The organism is Rhizobium alarense, from assembly GCF_021555155.1.
Lineage (GTDB): Bacteria > Pseudomonadota > Alphaproteobacteria > Rhizobiales > Rhizobiaceae > Rhizobium_D > Rhizobium_D alarense.
The window spans coordinates 21,690-39,151 of sequence record NZ_JAKGBU010000002.1 but is presented as its reverse complement, the minus strand read 5'-3'; the positions used below and the strand labels follow the sequence as shown (position 1 = coordinate 39,151).

Below are 17,462 nucleotides of genomic sequence, written 5' to 3'. Positions count from 1 at the left end.
CGCGGAGAGATCGCGGAGGACGGATGGAGGACCTTGTCGCACGCATCGGGCGGCTCGCCGGCGCCCTGCCCGGCGTGGAAACCGGCACGTCCTATGGCGGGCCGGCGCTGAAGGTCGGCGGGCGGGCCTTTGCCGCCGTCAAGCGGGCCGATCTGCTGGTGCTGATGGTGCCGCTCGACGAGAAGGAGCGGCTGATGGAGATGGCGCCGGAGATCTACTTCCAGACGGACCACTACAAGGGCTGGCCGGCCGTGCTCGTCCATGCGGCGAGGATCGACGACGCGGAACTCGCCCTCCGGCTCGAGGAGGCGTGGCACCGCAGGGCGTCGGCGAAACTCCGGAAGCTGCGGGGCTGAGGTTCAGGCAGTCTCCACCGCCATGGCGCGTTCTACCGCGGGACGCTCCAGCATGCGGGCGCGATGGGCGGCCACCACCGGGAAATCCGCGGGATCGACGCCGTCGCCCTTCAGCCAGCCGGCGATCGTTAAGAGGTAGGCGTCCGCGACAGTGTAATGCTCGCCGAATACCCACGGTCCCTCGAACATCTGCGCCTCGATCAGCCGCATGCAGTCCGCCACGTTCTGCGGCACCTTGGCCTTCATCGTTTCCATCGCGGCCGGATCGTCGGACCAGCGGGCGGCGCGGCGGCCATGCGCATGCGCGACATGCACGGTGGAGCAGAGATAGGAATTGAAGGCCTGCACGCGGGCGAGCTCGAACGGGTCGTCGAGCGGCGCCAGGGCGGCAGCCGGCGCGCTCTGGGCGATATAGACCAGAATCGCCGGCGTTTCGGTGAGAATGCCGCGCTCCGTCGCAAGCGCCGGTACGCGACCCTTGGGATTGATCTTGAGATAGGCCTCGGAATGCTGCTCGCCGGCGGCAAGGTTCACCCGCTTCACCTGATGGGCAAGGCCGCTTTCCTCGAGCGCGATCAGCGACGCAAGCGCACAGGTGCCGGGGCAATGGTGCAGGGTCAGCATGGCTTCCTCCCTCGGACTGAATGAGACGGACCGCACCTGACGCGATTCAGCGCCGGTTGACAAGACGCGCAGGCATTCGTTGCATCGATTTTGCGACGTAATAACATTACAAATGAGAACGACATGCCGCGGCGGTATCTCCTCGCTTCGGGCGCGCGCGTTCTTCTTGCCTCGGCCCCGGCCTTCGCACATGGCGCCCGCCAGGATCACGCGGGCGACGGCGGTCCGGCGAGGACGGCCACCCCCTCCTTCGTCGCCGAAAGCCACCCGCACGGCTGATGCGACGGGAGCGGAGGCGGATGACGGCCTCCACGCCTCGATGCATATCAGGCCGCACGTCCGGCACAGCCAGGCACGTCCTCGAGGCGATGCCAGACCGGGATGCCCCGTTCGGTGGCGATGCGCACGTCGTTGTCGGCGCCCTTCGATGCGCCGGGCAGCCGCAGGACGCCGTCGCAGAGCTGAAGCAGCCGGCCGGCGACGGGATGGAAGATTTCCTCGTAGAGATCGTCCCCGACATGCCGGCCGCCCGCCGCATTCCACACCGGCAGCGCCACCCATTCGCCGATCATCGGCACGTGCCCCGCGCGGAACAGGGCATGGGACGGCGCCTCCAGCCGCTTCAGGTTTTCCGCCATCTTTGCCGGATCGTCCCCGGTGCCCGACCGATAGGGGCCTGCAATCAGGATCAGCATGTTTGAACTCCGTTACATGATACTGCATGATATATCCGCTTTAATCTGGATATATCATGATAGTTCGTGCAACTATGTGCAGAGTCAAGACGGAATCGAAAGCCATGCTGACCAGCCAGAGAAAGGCGCTGATCGCCGAGCGCCTCAACCGCAACGGCGAGGTGGTCGCCAAGGCACTTGCTGCCGAGCTCGACCTTTCTGAGGATACGATCCGGCGGGACCTGCGCGAAATGGCCGCCGGGGGCCTGCTGCGCCGGGTGCATGGCGGCGCACTGCCGGTGACGCCGGCGCTGCCGGATTTTGCCGCCAGGCAGTCACGCGCGACGGCGGAGAAGGAGGCGCTCGCCCGGCGGGCGGCAGAGCTTGTCCAGCCCGGCGCCGTCGTCTTCCTCGACGGCGGCACGACGACGGCGGCGCTTGCCCGTGCCCTGCCGCGGCACTTCGCCTTCACCGTCGTCACCCACAGCCCGACCGTCGCCTGCGAGTTCGAGCGGCATCCGACGGCGGACGTCGTGCTGATCGGCGGCCGGCTCTACAAGCACTCGATGGTCGCGGGCGGCGCGATGACGCTCGAGGCGATCCGCAGCGTTCGTGCGGACCTCTATTTCATGGGGGTCACGGCGGCGCATCCGGTCGAGGGGCTGACGACCGGCGACATGGAGGAGGCCCGCACCAAACGCGCAATCGCCGACGGCGCGGCGGCCACCTGGGTGCTGCTGACGCGGGAAAAGCTCGGCGCCGTCTCGCCCTGGAAGGTGATGGACACGAACGCCGCCACCGGCCTCGTGGCGGCGGCGGGGCCGGATCGGGAACAGCTCGACGTCTATCGCGAGATCGGAGTGGAGGTTCTGGAGGCGTAGACGGACTCGGCTTGAGTATTTCCGGTGAAAACGGGATCACCGGAAATACTCTAGAATCTTGTTTTTACCGCATTGTCCGACGCCGAAGCGATTTCGCTTCGACTGGAAATGCTTCAGGCCGCGGTGAGCGGCCGGATGCGGTCCAGCTCGGCGCCAATCTCCCGCCGCTTCGCCATGAGTTCGAAATCCGCCTGAAGCCGCAGAAAGTACGCCTCGGACAGGCCGAAATAGCGAGCCAGCCGCAGATCGGTATCGGCAGTCACCTGTCGCTTTCCCAGAACGACCTCGTTGGTCCTGCGCGACGACACGCGGAGCGACCGGGCCAGTGCATTCTGACTGAGGGCCAGCGGCTTCAGGAATTCTTCCAGGAGGATCTCGCCGGGATGCGGATTCGGCAGCAAGTCTTCACCGATGGTCGTCGAGGATTTTGACATCCGAAGCTCCTCCTTCCGACCATGCAAAACAAATTCGCCGCCGGTCGCTGATGCGAATGGCGTAAAATCCGGCCGGATCGCCCTTCAGCAGGTCCAGCCGGCTTTCGGGCGGCATGCGCAGATCGTCAAGCGCCTTTGCCGCATTGATCATACGCAGGTGTCTACTGCGCCAGCCCCTCCGTCACCCGGATCGCGCCGACTTCCGCGCCGATGCGGCTTTTCACCGGACGGTTGGCCTGGGCCATCAGGGCGGCATGGAGGTCCGGCTCGTCGGCGAAGAAGCGGGCGAGCGTCGCGGCGACCATGGCCTCGGCGGCGCGGGTCGCGCCATCCTCGCATTTGAGCGCGATGGCGATGCCCTTTTCGGGGATCGCCGCGCAGAAGACGCCCTCGGCACCGGTCTTGGCGAAGATGCGGCCGGGCGCGGTCTGCATCAGCCGGGTGCAGGCGCGTTTCGTGCCGGCGACATAGAAGGGCTCGGCCATGCAGGCGCCGATCAGCCGCTTCGAGGCACCGGCACGCAGAGGCGCGAGCCCCGTGCCCGTCGCCATCCTGGCAAAACCGTGCGCGAGCTTTTGCAGCGGCACCGCATAGGTCGGGATCGAGCAGCCGTCGATGCCGCAATTGTCGGTTCCGAGCGCCGCGCCCGTCAGGTCCTGCATGACGTCCCGGATCTCCGCCTGCACCGGATGGTCGTAGCCGACATAGCCCTTCAACCGCGTGCCGGTGTGGCAGGCGGTGCAGACGAAACCGGCATGTTTGCCCGAGCAGTTGTTGTAAAGGGCATCCGGCGCCTCGATCGACCGCGCCTGGGCAATCAGCACCGGCTCCTCGCCCGACCAGTGGCTGCCGCATTCGAGCGCCGAGACATCCTGGCCGGCACGCGCCAGCATCGCGGCGGCGAGCGCCACATGCTCCGGCTCGCCGGAATGGGAGGCGCAGGCGAGCGCCAGCTCCCGGTCGCCGAAACCATAGGCATCCGCCGCGCCGCTTTCGACGAGCGGCAGGCCCTGCATGGCCTTGCAGGCCGAGCGCGGGAAGACCGGCGTGTCGACGGCGCCGGCGGCGAAGACCACCGCGCCGTCGCCGTCGACGGCCACCACCATGCCGCGATGGCGGCTCTCGACAATGTGACCGCGGGTGATCTCGACCAGGACGGGATTTTCCATCTTCATGCCCTCAAATTTCCGATTTCGCCTGCGGTATTAGCCGAAAGCGCGGGGAAAGACAGCCGTCACGGAGCAAGACCCGCATGAAATTCGCCAGGAACCTCGTCGTCCTGTTCCTCGTGATCTATCTCTTCCCGGCGCTCGCCTCCGCCGGCTACTGGTATGTCAGGGAGCGGCCGGGGAACTGGCGGGAGGCGGACTGGTCGTCGGCCGGCATCCTGCCGAGCCCGACCGCGGAACGGCGCGCGACGATCCATGTCTTCTCCGCCGCCACCGGCGGCATGAAGGGCGCGGTCGCGAGCCACGCCTGGATCGTCACCAAGGCGGAAGGCGCCGCACGCTACGAGCGCTACGACAAGGTCGGCTGGGGTTCGCCGATCCGCCGCAACGGCTATGCCCCGGACGCGCGCTGGTACTCGAACACGCCGCAGATCGTCGTCAGCGTCACCGGCGACGCGGCGGCGCGGCTGATCCCGAAGATCGAGGCGGCGATCGAGCGCTACCCCTATGCCAAGCCCGGCGGCTACCGCATCTGGCCGGGGCCGAATTCCAACACCTTCGTCGCGCATGTGCTGCGCGAGGTGCCTGAGCTCGGCGCGGTGCTGCCGCCGCACGCGGTCGGCCGCGACTACCTGCCGGAAGGACGGTTCTTTGCCGTCGACGCGGACGGCATGGACCTGCACGCGACGCTCTACGGCCTTTTCGGGTTCTCCGCCGGGGTCCGCAGCGGCTTCGAGCTGCATGTCATGGGCCTCGTCGCCGGTGTCGATCTCCTAAACCCGGCGATCAAGGTGCCGGCAATCGGGCGCGTCGGCCTATAGATACGCGATCTCGAAACCGGCGATGGCATCAGGGTCGGCGATTGATTCGATGCCGACGATGCGATCGCCGCCCAGTTCCATGCGCACGACGACCCGGAGTTCGCCGCCGAGAATGACGGCGAGACCGAACTCGCCGTCGATGAGGGCGAGCCTCGCCGCCGTGGCGCGTCCCTTGAAGGTTTGCGCGACGGCCGCGGCGCCGTGCATTTCGGCAAGCGAACCGAGCCGCACGGCATCGGCATCGGCGTGGAAGACGACATCCGGATCGAGCACGGCGAGCAGGCCTGCGAAATCCCCGCCGCGCGAGGCGGCGAGAAACGCCGCGACGACGCCCTTCCGACGCTCGTAGTCCGCCGACGGCATGTCCGGCAGGCCCTGCACGCGGCGGCGGGCGCGGCTCGCGAGCTGGCGGGCGGCGGCAGGCGTGCGGTCGACGATGCGGCCGATCTCCTCGAAGGGCACGTCGAACATGTCGTGCAGAACGAAGGCGAGCCGCTCGGCCGGCGTCAGGCGCTCCAGGACGACGAGCAAGGCAAGGCCGACCGAGTCGGCAAGCGCCGCCTGTTCGTCGGCGGCAGCAGCCGGATCGGCATGCGGCACCTCGCCCCCGTCGCCGTCGATCGGCTCCTCGCGGCGCTTCGTGCGGGCGCGCAGCATGTCGAGGCAGATGCGGCCGACGACCGTCGTCAGCCAGCCGCCGAGATTGTCGATCCCGCCGGAATCCGAGCGGCTGAGGCGCAGCCAGGCCTCCTGCACCGCATCCTCGGCCTCGCTCGGCGAGCCGAGCATGCGCAAGGCCACGGCGCGCAGGCGTCCGCGCTCGGCCTCGAAACGGTCGCTCCAGACATTTTTCTCGCGCATCGGTCACACTCCTTCGTTCGGCTGCGTCATGGCCATGACGAACGCAGCCGCACCGGTGTGACAGGGTCGGCCGCCGTCGAAGCCGAAATCATTGCAAGGAGTGTGAAAATGCAATCCCGAATGACCAATATCGTCACCGTCCTGCCCGACGTCCTGACCGCGATGCGCTCGCTGCAGGGGGCCGCGCAGCAGTCCGACCTGCCGGAGAAGGCCGCCCATCTCGTGCATCTGCGCGCAAGCCAGATCAACGGCTGCGGCTTCTGCGTCGACCTGCATCCCCGCATGATGAAGAAGGCCGGCGAGACCGACCGGCGCATCCTCTCCGTCGCCGCGTGGCGGGAAGCCCCCTTCTACACGGACGCCGAGCGCGCCGCGCTGGCGCTGACAGAGGCGCTCACCCGCATCGCCGACCGCGAGGAGGCGGTGCCGGACGCGATCTGGAACGAGGCCGCCCGGCACTACGACGAGCCGGCGCTCGCCGCCCTCGTCGTGGAAATCGCGGCGATCAACGTCTGGAACCGCTTCAACGTCGCGACCCGGCAGGTCGCCGGCGAATGGACCCCGTGACCTGACAGCGGCGCGGTCCCGGTTCGCCGGGGCCGCCTGCCGCCGTGAACGTCGCAGCTTGAACTCGAATCCCGCCCGTGCGACCTCTTGTCCGCACACATTCGCATACCGCAAGGCTTTTCCCATGTCCGACAGCGTCGCCAGCCCGAAGGAGGCCGTACCGCGGCTTTCCAGCCTGTTTTCCCGCACCCATCTCCCAGGCACGGTGATGCTCGGCGGCGGCGTCGCGCTGCATGCGGTCGAGACCTATATCACCGCGACGCTGATGCCGTCGATCGTGCGCGACATCGGCGGCCTGCCGCTCTTCGCCTGGGCGACGACGCTCTATGTCGCCGCCTCGGTGCTCGGCTCGATCTTCATCGCGGTGCGGCCGGCAAGCGTCAGCCTCAACCGCGCCTATGTCTCCGGCGCGCTGCTCTTCGGGGCGGGCAGCCTCGTCTGCGCGCTGGCACCGGCCATGGAGGTGGTGCTCCTCGGCCGCGCCGTGCAGGGCCTCGGCGCCGGACTGCTCGTGACGCTCGGCTACTCCTTCATCCGCTTCGTCTATCCGGAGCGGCTGTGGAACGTCGCGACGACGCTCTATGCGGCGATCTGGGGCGTCGCGACCTTTCTCGGCCCGACGATCGGCGGCGTCTTCGCGGCCGGCAGCGCCTGGCGCGAGGCGTTCCTCGTGCTGATCCCGATCGCCGGCCTCATGGCTGTCGCCGCGCCGCGGCTGCTTCCGAGCGGCGAGGACGACGGCCGGCTGGCGGCCGGCGCGCCCTTCGCGCAGATCCTCCTGCTGCTTGCCGCCGTGCTGCTTGTTTCCTTCGCCGGTTCGGTGGAGACGGTGGCCCTGCGCGGCGGGCTCGCCGGCGCAGCGGCGCTCGCGGTCGCCGCGATGCTCATCGTCGAGCGGCAGGCCCGGGCGCGGCTCCTCCCGAACGGCGCGGCCCGCCTCGCCTCGCCGCTTGCCCGCATCTACCTTGTGATGCTGCTGCTGCTCGTGGCGCTCGCCTCGGACATCTACATCCCCTATTTCCTGCAGGACCTGCATGGCATCAGGCCGCTCGTTTCCGGCTATCTGGTGGCGCTCATCGCGCTCGGCTGGACGGCATCGGCCTTTCTCGTCGCCGGACTGACGGGACGCGCCGCGACGCTGTCGATCGCGGCCGGCGCGCTCGTCGAGGCCGCGGCGACCGGCCTGCTCGTCCTGCTGCTGGCGCGCCACAATCCGGAAGCACGGCTCGCGATCCTCGTCCCCGCCTCGCTCGCCGTCTTCGGCATGGGATTCGGCGTCGGCCTCGGCTGGGCGCATCTGGTGACGCTGGTGCTGCGGCTCGCACCGGAGGGCGAGAAGGACAAGGCCTCGGCGGCCATCACCACCATGCAGTCGCTCGGCAGCGCCTTCGGCGCGGCGCTGAGCGGGGTCGCGGCGAACAGCACCGGCCTCATCGACCCCGGCGGCGTCGCCGGCACCATCTCGGCCGCCACCTGGCTCTACGGGCTCTTCACCCTGCCGGCGCTCGCCGCCTTCGCGCTTTCCGTCTCGCTCGTCGGCAGGCGGCCCTGACGCCGGGACGGAAGCCGCAACCGCATGCACGGCATGTCTCAGTCGAGCGTCAGCATGATCTTTCCGATATGATCGCCGTGTTCCATCATGCGGTGGGCGATGGCGGCCTGGGAAAAGGGCAGCACGGCATGGATGACGGGCGCGATCCGCCCCTCCTCCAGCAGCGGCCAGACCCTCTCGAACAGTTGGTTGCGGATCTCCTGCTTTTCCGCCGAGGTGCGCGGCCGCATGGCCGAGCCCGTGACGCGCAGGCGCCGCTGCAGGATCGGCGCGAGGCTCACCTTCTCGACGAAGGTTCCGCCGAGGAAGGCGATGATCGACAGGCGGCCGTCGCGGGCGAGCGTGCGGAGATTGCGCTCGAAATAGGCCGCGCCGATCATGTCGAGGATGACGTCGACGCCCTTCTTGCCGGTCTCCTCGGCGATCGCCGAGCAGAAATCCTGCTGCCGGTAATTGATGGCGCGGGCGGCGCCGAGCGCGACGCAGGCCTCGCATTTTTCCGCGCTGCCCGCCGTCACATAGACCCTGGCGCCGAACGCCCTGGCGAGCTGGATCGCCGTCGTGCCGATACCGCTCGAGCCGCCGTGCACGAGCACCGTCTCGCCGCGCTTCAACTCCGCCATCATGAAGAGGTTCGCCCAGACGGTGAAGAAGGTCTCGGGCAGCGCCGCGGCCCTGACGGCATCGTAGCCTTTCGGCCAGGGCAGCGCCTGGGTGGCGGGCACGGCGCAATATTCGGCATAACCGCCGCCATTGGCGAGTGCACAGACCTTGTCTCCCGGCCAGAAGCCGGAAACACCCTCGCCGATCGCGACCACCTCGCCGGCGACCTCAAGGCCGAGGATCGGGCTGGCGCCGGGCGGCGGCGGATAGTCGCCCTTGCGCTGCATGACGTCGGGCCGGTTGATGCCGGCGGCCTCGACGCGCACGAGAATCTCGCCGTAGCGCGGCTGCGGCAGCGTGCTGTTGCTGAGCATCAAGGCGTCCGGGCCGCCGAAATCCTTGAGGCCGATATAGGTCATCGAAGTCGGAAGTGACATTGGATTTCTTGCCTCCCCGCCGTGCCCCGGCGCAGCCGAAGCGACCGCCTTGCCATAGTATCCGAAAGCGGCGGCAGTTTGAATCGTTCCGCTCGACGGCGACATTTTTTCGCGTCTTCAGCACCGCCTCCATTTCGACGCAAAGGACTGGAATCGGGGCATTTTTCGGCGCCGCACAATTAACTCTTGTTAATTTGAAGCGGCCGCGGCGCAGGCCTAGTCTCCTCTCGAAGCCGGGAAGCGCCGGCGGCGAGATCGATCACCGCGACGCGACGCTTCCGGACGGCTTCGACAGGCCCCATGTCGGGGCATTCAAAGGATGACGCAGATGCGTGTTCTTCTTTCCAACCTTGCCATCGTGACCGTTCTGACCACTCCGGCTTTCGCGCTTGCCGCGCAGACCGCGACCGGAACGGTGAAGGAATACAGCCCCGCGGCGATGAGCCTGACGCTCGCCGACGGCACGATGTACAGGTTGCCGCCCGGTTTCAACGATCCCAGGCTGAAGGCCGGCGACACGGTGCGGATCTCCTACGATCCCGGAACGAAACACCTGGCCACGGGCGTCACGATCATCAACTAGCGCGGGTCCAGCGCTTCCCCGCGGGGTCGCCGGCCGGAGAATGATCACGTGCCCGTGCGCAACCGGCGCCTCACGGCGCCGGGCTCACCGGGCGGCCGCCTTCACCACCGCCGGTCGCGCAGAGGCGCGATCGGTCACGACCGTCGGACGGGAGACGGTCATGCCGGTCGGGTCTGCCTTGGCCGCCGACTTCATGGCCGCGATGCCTGCGCTGATCAGGCCGGCATCGGCGATCACCTCGCCCTCCTCCACCAGGAAGACCGCCGCCGAGCAGCGCATCAGCGGGAAGCTGCGGGCCTCGCCGTAGCGGTCGATGCCGTCGATATGGCCGTTGCGCTGGTCCTCCTCGGCATAGAGCTGGCGGGCTTCCCGGGCGAAATCGTCGAGAACCGTCATGAGCAGCGCGCGTAGGTCCTCGTCGCTGCGGCCCGAAATGCCGGCAAAAAAATCGTCACCGCCGAGATGGCCGATGAAGACATCCTCGCCCACCAGATGGCGGCGCAGCAGCGAGGCGAAGAGCGAAATCGCCTGGTCGCCCTTCTGGAAGCCGTAGTGGTCGTTGAAGGGCTTGAAGTTGTCGAAGTCGAAGTAGCAGAAGGCACGCAGCTGGTCGCCGTCGAGCGCCTGGTCCTGCAGATAGTCGCGAATCGAGCGGTTGCCGGGAAGGCCGGTCAGCGGATTCTGGTCCTCCGCCGTCTTCAGCCGTTTCTCGTTGATGATCTTGAGCAGCGACGAGGCCGACAGGATGCCGGCGTAGCGCATGTTCTCCGTCAGGATCACGCATTCGCTGCCGCCCATGTCGGCGAAGATGTTGAGCAGTTCCTCGGCCGGCGTGTCGAGGTCGGCGACCGGCGTCATGGAGACGAAATGCGACAGGCTCTTCTGGTAGAGCTTGTTCTTGATCAGATCGCGGCCGAAGGGGTGATAGCTCACCGCCTTGACATGATACTCGTGCACGATGCCGCGCGGCTCGTCATTGGCGTTCAGCACCGGGAAGAAGGTGCGGGTCGGGTTGCGTCGGAAGAGCTCGAAGACGCCTTCCAGCGTGCCGTCCTCGCGCACCGCGGGAAGCTGCTCGATCTGGCGGCGGATCAGGATGCCGTCGAGCGAGGGCGAGCTGCGGCGCGCGCCGCCGGACCGCTCCACTTGGGGGTACGCGGCGCGCAGCGCCGAAAAATCGGTGACCGGGCGCGAAACGAACCAGCCCTGCACGAGGTCGCAGCCGCAATCGCGGCAGGCGAGGAATTCCGCCTCGTTCTCGACACCTTCGGCGATGACGCGCGTGCCGAGCACATGCGCCGCCTTGACCGCATTTTTCACGAGGTGACGCTTGCGGGCATTCGCGTCGATGCCGCAGATGAAATGGCGGTCGATCTTGAGATAGTCGACGGGATGGTCGCAGAGCAGCTTCAGCCCGTTGTGGCCGACGCCGAAATCGTCGATGGCGAGCTTGAAGCCGGCGAGCCTGAGCTTGCGCATGAGATCGGCAAATTCCGGCACACCGTCGTTGTCGAAGCGCTCGGAAATCTCGAAACAGATCGAGGACGGCGGAATGCCGGCACGCTTCAGATGCGTCGTCAGCCGCTCGACGATGTCGGAGCCGATGGAGACGAGGCGCGAATCGAGGTTCACGAAAAGGGTGCGCGAGCGGAAGTCCGGCAGCGCGGCGAAAGCCGCGAAGGCGCGGCTGTTGACCATGTGCTCCAGCGGCAGGAGCTGGCCGACGGCGAAGGCCCGGTCGAGCAGGTCGAGCGGAGAGCGGAAGCCGAGGCGGTCGAAGCCGCGCATCAGCGATTCGTAGCCGAACACCGCCCCCGTCGCCGCCTCGACGATCGGCTGGAAGGCCGTCTCGACGACGAGCTTCGCCAACGTGACGATCTCGTCGTCGGCAAAGCGGTTGAGGGCGATCATCTCGGCAGCGGACATTCCATTCACTCCGGGCGGAAAAGATGCGCGAAGTGTCAACCGGCAGGGCTGAAGAATCCGTTTCCCGAATATGACGGTTTGATGAAAGTTGAATGACTACAAAGGGTTGAAACAGGATCGCATCATATAGGCAGCGTCAGCATCACGGCGCCCGCCGCAATCAGGCCGACCGCCGCCCAATGGGCGACCGAAAGCTGCTCGCCGAGGAAGAGAAAGGCGAAAACGGCGACGAGCACGACGCTCAGCTTGTCCACCGGGGCGACCTGCGATGCGGTCCCCAGTTGCAGCGCGCGGAAGTAGCAGAGCCATGACGCGCCGGTGGCAAGACCGGACAGCACGAGAAAGAGCCAGCTTCGGGCCGAGAGCGCGCCGGGTGCCTGCCAGTTGCCGGCAAGGGTCAGGATCGCCGCAAGCGCCAGCAGGATGACGACCGTGCGCACGAAGGTGGCGAAGTCGGAATTGACACCCGCTATGCCGACCTTTGCGAAGACCGCCGTCAGCGCGGCGAAGAGTGCGGAGCCGAGCGCCCAGATCTGCCAGGCGGACAGAAGTCCCTTCACATCCCGCCTCCCGCGAAAGCGACGCGCGTCAGCGCGAGGCCGGCCGCAACGCCTGCCAGCGACAGAAGCACCGAGATGCCGACATACGTGGCCGCGAGCCCGGCCTCACCACGCTCCCAGAGCAGGGCCGCGTCGAGCGAAAAGGCCGAGAAGGTGGTGAAGCCGCCGAGGATGCCGGTGGTGAGGAACAGCCGCATTTCCTGCGGCAGATGCCCCCTGAACGCGAAGACGCCGGCGATCGCCCCCATCACGAAGCAGCCGATGACATTGACGGCGAGCGTGCCCATGGGAAAACCGGCGCCGAAGAAACGCGCGGCCAGCAGGTTGACGCCATGGCGTCCCGCGCCGCCGACGCCGGCGCCCAGAAAGACGATGAGATAGTTCATGCGCTGCCCTTTCCTGTTTCGTCACGCGCCGGGCAGCAAAAAACCGCCTTCCGGCGGCCGCAACGCATGCTCCCGCCCTCGACGGCCATCGCGGCCGGTCCCGGCAGGAGCTATCAGCCGATGGTCGGCGGTTGTCGGGGAGCTCCATCCCCATCCCACACCGGGATTCCTAGCGCGCGGAAAGGCGGCGTGTCAAATGGCCTTGAGCCCGCTTCAGTTGCGCATCATCAGCCCGAAGGCGACCAGCGACCAGCCCTGCATCACGAGGTCGAAGGCAAGGAAGAGGCCGAGAACCCAGAGGCTGTTGACCGGCCAGCCCGCCATGATGACGAGGCCGGCGAGCGCGCTGACCGCGCCGCCCGCGACGATCCAGCCCCAGCCGCGGTGACCGCGCAGGCGAAGCCCGATCCACAGGCGCATGCCGCCCGAGACGACGAGCGCCGCCGCCATGAAGAGCGTCAGCACGGCGGAGGCCAGCAGCGGATTGGAGAAGGCCAGGAGGCCGGCGAGAAAATAGAGCAGGCCCGAAACGCCCCAGTAAAGCCGCTCGCTCCACCCCTTGACCTGGACGGCATGCACGAGATGCACCGCGGCGCCCGCGACCATCAGCGCGCCGACGAAATAGACCGAGGCGACGGTGGCGAGCAGCAGGTTGCCGAGCGCGATGACGCCGAGCACCAGCATCAGGATGCCGACCGCCACGAACCAGCCCCACCTGGCCTTCAGGTCCGTCAATGCCGAGGAAACCGATCCGTCAACCATTGCATCCTCCGATATCCGCCGGCCGGCTCGCGGTTGCCGCAAGCGCAGCGCGGACAGCCAAATCTATCCAAGACGAACGAGGATGAAAAGGGCCTGCCGCATGCCTGCGCGGCGCGTTTCCGCGACGCAGCACATCCGGCGCCCCTCCTTCCGAGAGGCTGTACGATTTTTATTGATTGATCAGTCAATTAAAAATAAGCTGTCGGAAAACGGGGATCGTCATGCCGAAAGTCGGAATGGAGCCGGTGCGCCGGAAGGCGCTGGTGGACGCGACGCTGAGAGCCGTCGGCGATCGCGGCTCGCTGACCGTCACCATGTCGGAAATCGCCCGCCACGCCGGCGTGTCGGCCGCACTTGCCCACCACTATTTCGGCTCGAAGGAACAGCTCGTCATCGCGACGATCCGCAGCCTGCTGCGCCAGCTCAGGGCCGATGCGGTCGCTGCGCTGTCGGCGGCGGCGACGCCGCGCGAAAGACTGTCGGCCGTCATCCGCGTCAACTTCCAGGCGCATCAGTTCGCGCCGGAGACCGTCGCGGCGTGGCTCGCCTTCTATTCGGAAGCCCAGCGCTCGGACGAGGTGCGCCGCCTGCTCGTCGTCTATGCGCGGCGGCTGAATTCCAGCCTGCTGTCGAGCCTCAAGCAGTTGTGCCCAGCCGATACCGCCGTGGAGATCGCCGGCGGAGCGGCGGCGATGATCGACGGGCTCTACCTGCGGCAGGGCTTGCGGTCCGCGCCGATCAGCATCGAGTCGTCGATCGCGCTGACGGAGGGTTATGTGGATGCGATGCTGGCTGCTGTCGCAGGTGCCGCCTCCCCTGCCGCGAGCCGGCAACCGTCCGCCACCCAGGCACGATAGAATCCCCATACCGAGCTACTCCATCAGGGACGTCCCGTGACAGCCAGCAAGCCGAACATCCTGATCATCATGGTCGACCAGCTCAACGGGAAACTCTTCCCGGATGGCCCGGCGGAATGGCTGCACGCGCCGCATCTGAAGGCGCTGGCCAGACGCTCGGCGCGCTTCCGCAACAACTATACCTCCTCCCCGCTCTGCGCGCCGGCGCGCGCCTCCTTCATGGCCGGGCAGCTGCCGAGCCGCACGCGGGTCTACGACAATGCCGCCGAATACGTCTCCTCGATCCCGACCTATGCGCATCATCTGCGCCGCGCCGGTTATTACACGGCGCTTTCCGGCAAGATGCATTTCGTGGGGCCCGACCAGTTGCACGGCTTCGAGGAGCGGCTGACGACCGACATCTACCCGGCCGATTTCGGCTGGACGCCGGATTACCGCAAGCCCGGCGAGCGCATCGACTGGTGGTATCACAACATGGGCTCGGTGACGGGCGCGGGTGTCGCCGAGATCACCAACCAGATGGAATATGACGACGAGGTCGCCTTCCTCGCCAACCAGAAGCTCTACCAGCTGTCGCGCGAGAACGACGACGAGGGCCGCCGCCCCTGGTGCCTCACCGCCTCCTTCACCCATCCGCATGACCCCTATGTGGCGCGCCGGAAATTCTGGGACCTTTACAACGACTGCGAGCACCTGATGCCCGAGGTCGGCATGCTGGACGAACAGGACCCGCATGCCGAGCGCATCCTGCATTCCTGCGACTATGCGAGCTTCGACATCACGGAAGAGAACGTGCGCCGCTCGCGGCAGGCCTATTTCGCCAATATCTCCTATCTCGACGAGAAGGTCGGCGAACTGGTCGATACGCTGACGCGGACGCGCATGCTGGACGACACGATCATCCTCTTCTGCTCCGACCACGGCGACATGCTCGGCGAGCGCGGCCTGTGGTTCAAGATGAACTTCTTCGAGGGCTCCGCCCGCGTGCCGCTGATGGTCGGCGGCCCCGGCGTGACGCCCGGCCTGCACCTCGCCCCCTCCTCCAACCTCGACGTGCTGCCGACATTGTGCGATCTGGCCGGCATCTCGATGGATGCCGTGATGCCCTGGACCGATGGCGAAAGCCTCGTGCCTGTTATCAATGGCGAGGCGCGCACGGCGCCGGTGCTCATGGAATATGCGGCGGAAGCCTCCTACGCGCCGATCGTCGGCATCCGCGAAGGCAAGTGGAAATATGTGCACTGTGCGATTGACCCGGAGCAGCTCTACGACCTCGACGCAGACCCGCTGGAGCTCACCAACCTGGCCGCCTCCGACAATTCTGTCATCAAGGCGACACTGGACGCCTTCCGCCAGATGCGGGAGACCCGCTGGGACATGGCCGCCTTCGACGCCGCCGTGCGCGAAAGCCAGGCGCGACGCTGGGTGGTCTACGAGGCGCTCCGCAACGGCGCCTATTATCCCTGGGACCACCAGCCGCTGCAAAAGGCCTCGGAGCGCTATATGCGCAATCACATGAACCTCGATAATCTCGAGGAATCCAAACGCTATCCGCGGGGAGAATAAGATGAGAGCCCAACCGAAAGCCTCGCACTTCATCGACGGCGCCTATGTCGAGGACACCGCCGGCACGCCCTTCGAGAGCGTCTATCCCGCCACCGGCGAGGTAATCGCGAAGCTCCACGCCGCCACACCGGCGATCGTCGAAAAGGCGATAGCATCCGCCAAGCGCGCGCAGAAGGAATGGGCGGCGACGAGCCCCACCGCGCGCGGCCGCATCCTGAAGCGTGCCGCCGAGATCATGCGCGAGCGCAACCGCGCGCTTTCCGAACTCGAGACGCTCGATACCGGCAAGCCGATCCAGGAGACGATCGTCGCCGATCCAACGTCCGGCGCGGATGCCTTCGAGTTCTTCGGCGGTGTCGCCGCGGCTGGACTCAACGGAAGTCATATCCCGCTGGGTCAGGACTTCGCCTTCACCAAGCGCGTACCGCTCGGCGTCTGCGTCGGCATCGGCGCGTGGAACTATCCGCAGCAGATTGCCTGCTGGAAGGGCGCGCCGGCGCTTGTCTGCGGCAATGCCATGGTCTTCAAGCCGTCCGAAAACACACCGCTCGGCGCGCTGAAGATCGCCGAGATCCTCGTCGAGGCCGGCCTGCCGAAGGGGCTCTACAACGTCATCCAGGGGGATCGTGCAACCGGGCCGCTGCTCGTCAACCATCCGGACGTCGCCAAGGTGTCGCTGACCGGCTCGGTCCCGACCGGCAAGAAGGTCGCCGGTGCCGCCGCTGCCGAGCTCAAGCACGTCACGATGGAACTCGGCGGCAAGTCGCCGCTCATCGTGTTCGACGACGCCGACCTCGAAAGCGCCATCGGCGGCGCCATGCTCGGCAATTTCTATTCGACCGGCCAGGTCTGCTCGAACGGCACCCGCGTCTTCGTGCAGAAGGGCATCAAGGACCAATTCCTCGCCCGCCTGAAGGCACGCACGGAGAAAATCCTGATCGGCGACCCGATGGAGGAGGCGACGCAGCTCGGGCCGATGGTCTCGAAGGCGCAGCGCGACAAGGTCATGGACTATATCGAAAAGGGCAAGGCGGAAGGCGCGACGCTTCTGACCGGCGGCGGCATCCCGAACGACGTTTCGGGCGACGGCTTCTACATCCAGCCGACCGTCTTTGCCGACGTCACCGACGGGATGACCATCGCGCGGGAAGAGATCTTCGGACCTGTCATGTGCGTGCTCGACTTCGACCACGAGGACGAGGTGATTGCGCGCGGCAATGCCACCGAATTCGGCCTCTCCGGCGGCGTCTTCACCACCGACATCATGCGCGCCCACCGGGTCGTCGATCAGCTCGACGCCGGTACACTCTGGATCAACACCTACAATCTCGCGCCGGTGGAAATCCCCTTCGGCGGCTCGAAACAGTCGGGTTTCGGCCGGGAGAATTCGCTGGCGGCGATCGAGCATTATTCGGAACTGAAGACGGTCTATGTGGCGATGGGTCCGTGCGAGGCGCCGTATTGAGATGGGAGCGTCAGTCCGGCTCGACATCCACAACGAGGTCGTCCAGATCGACCTTGAGGGCATTGGCGATGCGCTTCAGCACATCGACGGAACCGGTCTTCTTGCCGGCCTCGATCTCGGAGAGGTAGGGCTGAGAAATGCCGGCAGCGTCTGCAAGCGCAGAAACAGTCATGCCGCGATAGTTGCGGAAAGAGCGAATGCGGCTGTCGGTTTCCCAAAGCTCGTAGACGAACGCAGCCGGCCAGGTCTCCTCACCGGCGCGGATACGGGCCATGATTTTTTCCGCCCCGATCCCGTCGATGAGGTCCTCGTAGTCCTCTTCCGGAATAAGGACGTAGGATTGCCCGTCGATAACGGTCCTGCGCAACTGTCCCATCT

21 protein-coding genes and 1 riboswitch are annotated in these 17,462 nt (G+C 66.8%); of the genes, 9 read left to right on the top strand and 12 right to left on the bottom strand.

The annotated features are described in order from the left end of the window. Nucleotides 1-23: 23 nt before the first annotated feature. On the top strand, nucleotides 24-356 hold the full coding sequence (locus LXM94_RS00905) for an MmcQ/YjbR family DNA-binding protein (protein ID WP_235769262.1): 333 nt from the start codon (nucleotides 24-26) through the stop codon (nucleotides 354-356). Nucleotides 357-359: 3 nt separating this feature from the next. On the opposite strand, the gene LXM94_RS00900 is transcribed toward LXM94_RS00905, so the two are convergent. Together LXM94_RS00900 and LXM94_RS00895 are read right to left on the bottom strand one after the other, a co-directional pair. Further along, complete coding sequence (locus LXM94_RS00900) at nucleotides 360-980, bottom strand: glutathione S-transferase family protein (protein WP_235769261.1); 621 nt, start codon at nucleotides 978-980, stop codon at nucleotides 360-362. 326 nt (nucleotides 981-1,306) lie between these two features. Continuing rightward, nucleotides 1,307-1,675, bottom strand: a complete 369-nt coding sequence (locus tag LXM94_RS00895) for a DUF4406 domain-containing protein (protein ID WP_235769260.1) — start codon at nucleotides 1,673-1,675, stop codon at nucleotides 1,307-1,309. A gap of 104 nt (nucleotides 1,676-1,779) precedes the next feature. Here LXM94_RS00895 and LXM94_RS00890 point away from each other — a divergent pair, with 104 nt between their 5' ends. Then, complete coding sequence (locus tag LXM94_RS00890; protein WP_235769259.1) at nucleotides 1,780-2,535, top strand: DeoR/GlpR family DNA-binding transcription regulator; 756 nt, start codon at nucleotides 1,780-1,782, stop codon at nucleotides 2,533-2,535. 113 nt (nucleotides 2,536-2,648) lie between these two features. Here the strand turns inward: LXM94_RS00890 and LXM94_RS00885 are convergent, their stop codons facing one another. The 3 genes from LXM94_RS00885 to LXM94_RS00875 are packed head-to-tail and all read right to left on the bottom strand — an operon-like array spanning nucleotide 2,649 to nucleotide 4,138. Continuing rightward, on the bottom strand, nucleotides 2,649-2,969 hold the full coding sequence (locus LXM94_RS00885) for a HigA family addiction module antitoxin (protein ID WP_235769258.1): 321 nt from the start codon (nucleotides 2,967-2,969) through the stop codon (nucleotides 2,649-2,651). Beyond that, on the bottom strand, nucleotides 2,941-3,120 hold the full coding sequence (locus LXM94_RS00880) for a type II toxin-antitoxin system RelE/ParE family toxin (protein ID WP_235769257.1): 180 nt from the start codon (nucleotides 3,118-3,120) through the stop codon (nucleotides 2,941-2,943). Before LXM94_RS00880 ends, LXM94_RS00885 begins: the two co-directional genes overlap by 29 nt. A 10-nt stretch (nucleotides 3,121-3,130) precedes the next feature. Next, nucleotides 3,131-4,138 carry an asparaginase gene (locus LXM94_RS00875; RefSeq protein WP_235769356.1) on the bottom strand — a complete coding sequence of 336 codons (1,008 nt, stop codon included), beginning with the start codon at nucleotides 4,136-4,138 and terminating at the stop codon, nucleotides 3,131-3,133. Between the two features lie 83 nt (nucleotides 4,139-4,221). On the opposite strand from LXM94_RS00875, the gene LXM94_RS00870 reads away from it, so the two are divergent. Continuing rightward, nucleotides 4,222-4,959, top strand: a complete 738-nt coding sequence (locus tag LXM94_RS00870) for a DUF3750 domain-containing protein (RefSeq protein WP_235769256.1) — start codon at nucleotides 4,222-4,224, stop codon at nucleotides 4,957-4,959. Here LXM94_RS00870 and LXM94_RS00865 read toward each other — a convergent pair. Further along, complete coding sequence (locus LXM94_RS00865; RefSeq protein ID WP_235769255.1) at nucleotides 4,954-5,820, bottom strand: sigma-70 family RNA polymerase sigma factor; 867 nt, start codon at nucleotides 5,818-5,820, stop codon at nucleotides 4,954-4,956. The two genes, LXM94_RS00870 and LXM94_RS00865, sit on opposite strands and share 6 nt — an antisense overlap. 108 nt (nucleotides 5,821-5,928) lie before the next feature. Between LXM94_RS00865 and LXM94_RS00860 the strand changes: the two genes are divergently transcribed. Both LXM94_RS00860 and LXM94_RS00855 read left to right on the top strand, forming a co-directional pair. Next, nucleotides 5,929-6,387: a carboxymuconolactone decarboxylase family protein gene (locus tag LXM94_RS00860; RefSeq protein WP_235769254.1), complete on the top strand. Its 459-nt coding sequence runs from the start codon at nucleotides 5,929-5,931 to the stop codon at nucleotides 6,385-6,387. Nucleotides 6,388-6,511: 124 nt separating this feature from the next. After that, nucleotides 6,512-7,939: an MFS transporter gene (locus LXM94_RS00855; protein WP_235769253.1), complete on the top strand. Its 1,428-nt coding sequence runs from the start codon at nucleotides 6,512-6,514 to the stop codon at nucleotides 7,937-7,939. A 38-nt stretch (nucleotides 7,940-7,977) separates the two neighbouring features. On the opposite strand, the gene LXM94_RS00850 is transcribed toward LXM94_RS00855, so the two are convergent. Continuing rightward, a complete protein-coding gene (locus LXM94_RS00850) occupies nucleotides 7,978-8,979 on the bottom strand; it encodes an NAD(P)H-quinone oxidoreductase (RefSeq protein ID WP_235769252.1) in 1,002 nt (333 codons plus the stop codon). 328 nt (nucleotides 8,980-9,307) lie between these two features. Here LXM94_RS00850 and LXM94_RS00845 point away from each other — a divergent pair, with 328 nt between their 5' ends. Beyond that, nucleotides 9,308-9,562 carry a DUF1344 domain-containing protein gene (locus LXM94_RS00845; protein ID WP_235769251.1) on the top strand — a complete coding sequence of 85 codons (255 nt, stop codon included), beginning with the start codon at nucleotides 9,308-9,310 and terminating at the stop codon, nucleotides 9,560-9,562. 84 nt (nucleotides 9,563-9,646) lie between these two features. Here the strand turns inward: LXM94_RS00845 and LXM94_RS00840 are convergent, their stop codons facing one another. The 4 genes from LXM94_RS00840 to LXM94_RS00825 form a co-directional block, all read right to left on the bottom strand. After that, nucleotides 9,647-11,488, bottom strand: a complete 1,842-nt coding sequence (locus LXM94_RS00840; protein WP_235769250.1) for a GGDEF domain-containing protein — start codon at nucleotides 11,486-11,488, stop codon at nucleotides 9,647-9,649. Nucleotides 11,489-11,610: 122 nt separating this feature from the next. Then, complete coding sequence (locus tag LXM94_RS00835) at nucleotides 11,611-12,048, bottom strand: EamA family transporter (RefSeq protein ID WP_235769249.1); 438 nt, start codon at nucleotides 12,046-12,048, stop codon at nucleotides 11,611-11,613. Beyond that, nucleotides 12,045-12,434, bottom strand: coding sequence for a fluoride efflux transporter CrcB (crcB, locus tag LXM94_RS00830; protein ID WP_235769248.1), 390 nt, complete (start codon nucleotides 12,432-12,434; stop codon nucleotides 12,045-12,047). The genes LXM94_RS00835 and crcB overlap by 4 nt, the downstream gene beginning before the upstream one ends. Before the next feature lie 97 nt (nucleotides 12,435-12,531). Further along, a riboswitch (Fluoride riboswitch) is annotated at nucleotides 12,532-12,595 on the bottom strand. 52 nt (nucleotides 12,596-12,647) lie between these two features. Then, entirely contained in the window at nucleotides 12,648-13,196 is a 549-nt protein-coding gene (locus LXM94_RS00825) for an HdeD family acid-resistance protein (RefSeq protein WP_235769247.1), read from the bottom strand. Between the two features lie 221 nt (nucleotides 13,197-13,417). Between LXM94_RS00825 and betI the strand changes: the two genes are divergently transcribed. The 3 genes from betI to betB are packed head-to-tail and all read left to right on the top strand — an operon-like array spanning nucleotide 13,418 to nucleotide 17,084. Beyond that, nucleotides 13,418-14,053 carry a transcriptional regulator BetI gene (gene betI / locus LXM94_RS00820; RefSeq protein ID WP_235769246.1) on the top strand — a complete coding sequence of 212 codons (636 nt, stop codon included), beginning with the start codon at nucleotides 13,418-13,420 and terminating at the stop codon, nucleotides 14,051-14,053. Nucleotides 14,054-14,089: 36 nt separating this feature from the next. Next, entirely contained in the window at nucleotides 14,090-15,619 is a 1,530-nt protein-coding gene (gene betC, locus LXM94_RS00815) for a choline-sulfatase (protein ID WP_235769245.1), read from the top strand. Between the two features lies 1 nt (nucleotide 15,620). Then, nucleotides 15,621-17,084 carry a betaine-aldehyde dehydrogenase gene (betB, locus tag LXM94_RS00810; RefSeq protein WP_235769244.1) on the top strand — a complete coding sequence of 488 codons (1,464 nt, stop codon included), beginning with the start codon at nucleotides 15,621-15,623 and terminating at the stop codon, nucleotides 17,082-17,084. A gap of 10 nt (nucleotides 17,085-17,094) precedes the next feature. Here the strand turns inward: betB and LXM94_RS00805 are convergent, their stop codons facing one another. Next, nucleotides 17,095-17,460 carry a helix-turn-helix domain-containing protein gene (locus LXM94_RS00805; protein ID WP_235769243.1) on the bottom strand — a complete coding sequence of 122 codons (366 nt, stop codon included), beginning with the start codon at nucleotides 17,458-17,460 and terminating at the stop codon, nucleotides 17,095-17,097. Nucleotides 17,461-17,462: the final 2 nt, after the last annotated feature.

Coding starts and splice junctions, on each gene's coding strand:
- LXM94_RS00905 (WP_235769262.1), top strand. CDS start 24: ATGGAGGACCTTGTCGCACGCATCGGGCGGCTCGCCGGCGCCCTGCCC.
- LXM94_RS00900 (WP_235769261.1), bottom strand. CDS start 980: ATGCTGACCCTGCACCATTGCCCCGGCACCTGTGCGCTTGCGTCGCTG.
- LXM94_RS00895 (WP_235769260.1), bottom strand. CDS start 1,675: ATGCTGATCCTGATTGCAGGCCCCTATCGGTCGGGCACCGGGGACGAT.
- LXM94_RS00890 (WP_235769259.1), top strand. CDS start 1,780: ATGCTGACCAGCCAGAGAAAGGCGCTGATCGCCGAGCGCCTCAACCGC.
- LXM94_RS00885 (WP_235769258.1), bottom strand. CDS start 2,969: ATGTCAAAATCCTCGACGACCATCGGTGAAGACTTGCTGCCGAATCCG.
- LXM94_RS00880 (WP_235769257.1), bottom strand. CDS start 3,120: ATGATCAATGCGGCAAAGGCGCTTGACGATCTGCGCATGCCGCCCGAA.
- LXM94_RS00875 (WP_235769356.1), bottom strand. CDS start 4,138: ATGGAAAATCCCGTCCTGGTCGAGATCACCCGCGGTCACATTGTCGAG.
- LXM94_RS00870 (WP_235769256.1), top strand. CDS start 4,222: ATGAAATTCGCCAGGAACCTCGTCGTCCTGTTCCTCGTGATCTATCTC.
- LXM94_RS00865 (WP_235769255.1), bottom strand. CDS start 5,820: ATGCGCGAGAAAAATGTCTGGAGCGACCGTTTCGAGGCCGAGCGCGGA.
- LXM94_RS00860 (WP_235769254.1), top strand. CDS start 5,929: ATGCAATCCCGAATGACCAATATCGTCACCGTCCTGCCCGACGTCCTG.
- LXM94_RS00855 (WP_235769253.1), top strand. CDS start 6,512: ATGTCCGACAGCGTCGCCAGCCCGAAGGAGGCCGTACCGCGGCTTTCC.
- LXM94_RS00850 (WP_235769252.1), bottom strand. CDS start 8,979: ATGTCACTTCCGACTTCGATGACCTATATCGGCCTCAAGGATTTCGGC.
- LXM94_RS00845 (WP_235769251.1), top strand. CDS start 9,308: ATGCGTGTTCTTCTTTCCAACCTTGCCATCGTGACCGTTCTGACCACT.
- LXM94_RS00840 (WP_235769250.1), bottom strand. CDS start 11,488: ATGTCCGCTGCCGAGATGATCGCCCTCAACCGCTTTGCCGACGACGAG.
- crcB (WP_235769248.1), bottom strand. CDS start 12,434: ATGAACTATCTCATCGTCTTTCTGGGCGCCGGCGTCGGCGGCGCGGGA.
- LXM94_RS00825 (WP_235769247.1), bottom strand. CDS start 13,196: ATGGTTGACGGATCGGTTTCCTCGGCATTGACGGACCTGAAGGCCAGG.
- betI (WP_235769246.1), top strand. CDS start 13,418: ATGCCGAAAGTCGGAATGGAGCCGGTGCGCCGGAAGGCGCTGGTGGAC.
- betB (WP_235769244.1), top strand. CDS start 15,621: ATGAGAGCCCAACCGAAAGCCTCGCACTTCATCGACGGCGCCTATGTC.
- LXM94_RS00805 (WP_235769243.1), bottom strand. CDS start 17,460: ATGGGACAGTTGCGCAGGACCGTTATCGACGGGCAATCCTACGTCCTT.